Origin of the sequence: Streptomyces hainanensis (assembly GCF_004348415.1) — a bacterium.
Lineage (GTDB): Bacteria > Actinomycetota > Actinomycetes > Streptomycetales > Streptomycetaceae > Streptomyces > Streptomyces hainanensis.
The window spans coordinates 1-3128 of the sequence record NZ_SMKI01000662.1 but is presented as its reverse complement, the minus strand read 5'-3'; the positions used below and the strand labels follow the sequence as shown (position 1 = coordinate 3128).

Here is a 3128-nt window from a genome sequence, read left to right as displayed (position 1 = left end):
TCGGGACGCTCGGCCGCCACCCGGGCGAACGCCCTGATCAGCAGCGCGTGCCGCTTGGAGGTCACCAGCCGGCCGGCCGCCACCACGATCCGGCCCGTGGAGTCGGCCGGCGGAATCCCCGGCTCCGCCAGCTCGTCACCTGGCTCGGCGAGGACGCCTTCCTCGCCGGCATCAACACCCACTTCGCCCGCCACCGCTTCGGCAACGCCACCCTCGCCGACTTCATCGACGCCATGGCCGAGGCGTCGGGACGCCCCGTCCACGAGTGGGCCGACGCCTGGCTGCGCACCACGGGGCCCGACACCCTCACCCCCGAGGTCGGCACCACGGACGGCGCCTGGCGGCTCACCCTCCACCACAGCGGCGGCCGCCCCCACCGGCTCCGCCTCGGCGTCTACGACGCCACCGACGAGCGGCACCTCACGCCGCGCGGCACGGCCGTCGAGATCGAACTGCCCGCCGCCGAGGGCACCACGGTCCACGAGCAGCCGGGCGCCCGCCCCGACCTGCTCATCGTCAACGACGGCGACCTCAGCTACGCCAAGGTCCGCCTCGACCCGGCCTCCTGGGCCACCGCGCGGCGCGCCCTCGGCAGCCTCCCGGACCCGCTCAGCCGCACCGTGGTGTGGAACGCCGCCCGCGACATGGTCCGCGACGGCGAACTCGACCCCGAGGCCTACCTCGACGCCGCCCGCCGGCATCTCCCGGGCGAGTCGGCCGCCGCCCTGCTCGAAGGCGTCATCGGCTTCGCCAGGCACCAGATCGCCGACCAGTACCTGCCGGCCGAGCGCCGCACCGACGCCCTCCTCGTGCTGACCGAACTCGCCCACGACATGCTCGGCCGCACCGCCGACGGCACCGACCCCGCCCGCCGGCTGATCGCCGTCCGCACCGCCATCGGCGCCGCCACCGACCCCGACGCCCTCCGGGCCTGGTGGGCCGCCGGATCGGTGCCCGGCGGCCCGGAGCTCGACCCCGAGCTGCGTTGGCAACTCCTGCACCGGCTCGCCGTGCTCGGCGCCACCGACCAGGCCGAGATCGACGCCGAGGCCCGCCGCGACCCCAGCGCCACCGGCGAGGAGGGCGCCGCCCGCTGCCGGGCCGCGCTCCCGGAGCCGGCCGCCAAGGCGGCCGCCTGGGAGGCCATGTTCGACCCGGCCGACCGCCTCTCCAACTACCTCTTCATCGCCACCGCCCAGGGCTTCTGGCACCCCGAACAGCGGGCGCTGCTCACGGACTACGTGCCGCGCTACTACCCCGAGGCGGCCGCCATGGCCGCTCGCCGCGGCCACTCGCTGGCCGTCGCGGCCGGCCGGCACGCCTTCCCGCACGCGCTCGCCGAGGAACGCACCCTGCGCCTCGGTGAGGCCGCGCTCCGCGACACCGAGCTCACCACGGCGCTGCGCCGCAGTCTCGCGGACCAACTCGACGACCTGCGGCGCGCGTTGGCCGCCCGGGAACGGCAGGGCTAGGTCGTCACCGCCAGCTGGGTCCTGCGGTGGCGCGGCACCTCGACCTCGTCGAGCAGCGCCACCGCCAGGTCCCGGTAGCTGATCCGGTCGCCCAGATCCCCGTGGTCCGCCACCCGGTAGCGTCCCGACCGCGGGCCCTCCTCGTCGAACAGTCCCGACGGGCTCAGATACAGCCAGTCCACGTCCCCGCCCTCGGCCCGCAGGATCTCGAGTCCCGCCCCGTGGGCCCGGCAGAACGGCAGCGACTCCGGCGGCAGGACGGGGGAGTCGAGCAGCGGCACGCCCGCCGCGTCCGGCAGCAACGTCGCCAGGCCCACCACCACGAGCCGCCGGTCCCCCACCGCGCCGAGCAGGGCCCGCGTCGAGTCTCTGAAGAACGCGTCGGGATCCGTGCCCGCCCCGTAGACGGCGGCCGACGACACCACCGCCTCGTGCCCCGCGACGAGTTCCGCCACCCGGGCCGCGTCCGTGACGTCCCCCGCCACCACCCGCACGCCCTCGGCGGGCAACTCCGGATACCGCGCCGGATCCCGCACCACGGCCGTCACGCCGTGCCCACGCCGCCGCGCCTCCGCGACGACCGCCCGGCCGGCCCTGCCGCCGGCCCCGAAAACCACCATCTCGCTCATGCCGCCGACCGTAGCGACCACCCCGGTATCCCCCGGGATACCCGCCGCGCGGCTACCGTGGGGGGCATGAGGGAGCCGCTGCCGCCCGACCTGTTCGAGGAGCTGTGCCCGTCCGGCGTCGTGCCGATCCGCTTCGCCGACAAGTGGGCCGGCCTCGTCCTCGCCTGCCTGAGGACCGGGCCCCGCCGCTACTCCGAACTCCGCGTGCCGCTCGCCCGCGTCACGCCCCGGGTCCTCACCCGATCCCTCCGCAACCTCGAGCGCGACGGGCTCGTCACCCGCACCGTCAGCCGGCGGCCGCCCGGCGTCGAGTACGAACTCACCCCGCTCGGCCGCAGCCTGACGGAGGTCTACGCCACCGTCTGCGGCTGGGCCGCCCAGCACTGGGACGAACTCCTCGACGCCCGTGAGAGGTACGACGCCGCGCACCCCGAGGCCACGGCCGGATAGCCGGGATCAATCCACGGCCGAGGCCCCATCCCCCCTTCGGGGGAATGACGGGAAAGCCGGGCCCTCGCCCGTCGGCCGGGGCGTAGCTTGTGGCCGTTCCCCGTGGCCTCCGACCGCGCCGTGCGGCACCGCCACCCGTCATCGGAAGAGGTCCGCCATGCCCGCGCCCGCCGCGCACGATCCCAGCCTGCTCGCCGGCGGCACCTCGGGCCCGCGCGCCCTGCGTCCGCTCCTCGACACCGTGCTCGGCGCCCTCGCCGAGGGCGCCGCCGCCCGCTGCGGCCCGCTTCCGGCCGGTGGCCCCGAGGCCACCCGCCGGCTGCTCGCCGCCACCGGGCCGGCGCTCCCCACCCACGGCACCGGGGCCCACTCCGCGCTCCACCAACTGGTGCGCGCCCTCGCCGAGGGCGCCGCCGACCCCGCGGACCCGCACTGCGCCGCCCACCTGCACTGCCCGCCGTTGGCCGTGGCCGCCGCCGCCGACCTCGCCGCCAGTCGCGCCCGGGGAAAGGGCGACAGCTCGCCATGCCGCTCGACCAGCAGGGTCCGCACACCCCAGCGTTCCAGCAGCGCCCGT

The 3128-nt window shown here is 76.7% G+C and carries 3 protein-coding genes and 1 pseudogene; 3 read left to right on the top strand and 1 reads right to left on the bottom strand.

The window, feature by feature from the left end; genetic code table 11:
* Positions 1-1472 (top strand): ERAP1-like C-terminal domain-containing protein (locus E1283_RS34320; RefSeq protein WP_207930649.1); only part of this gene is annotated, 1472 nt, incomplete at its 5' end.
* Here the strand turns inward: E1283_RS34320 and E1283_RS34315 are convergent.
* Positions 1469-2101, bottom strand: coding sequence for an NAD(P)-dependent oxidoreductase (locus tag E1283_RS34315; protein WP_132822080.1), 633 nt, complete (start codon positions 2099-2101; stop codon positions 1469-1471). The genes E1283_RS34320 and E1283_RS34315 overlap by 4 nt on opposite strands.
* A gap of 66 nt (positions 2102-2167) precedes the next feature.
* Here E1283_RS34315 and E1283_RS34310 point away from each other — a divergent pair, with 66 nt between their 5' ends.
* Positions 2168-2551 (top strand): winged helix-turn-helix transcriptional regulator, encoded by a 384-nt coding sequence (locus E1283_RS34310; protein ID WP_132822079.1) that lies wholly within the window; start codon positions 2168-2170, stop codon positions 2549-2551.
* A 157-nt stretch (positions 2552-2708) separates the two neighbouring features.
* Positions 2709-3128 (top strand): annotated as a pseudogene (locus tag E1283_RS34305) (aspartate aminotransferase family protein); the annotation flags it as partial.

Bases quoted from the DNA above. Each gene is read 5' to 3' on its own strand.
- E1283_RS34315 (WP_132822080.1), bottom strand. From the start codon at position 2,101: ATGAGCGAGATGGTGGTTTTCGGGGCCGGCGGCAGGGCCGGCCGGGCG.
- E1283_RS34310 (WP_132822079.1), top strand. From the start codon at position 2,168: ATGAGGGAGCCGCTGCCGCCCGACCTGTTCGAGGAGCTGTGCCCGTCC.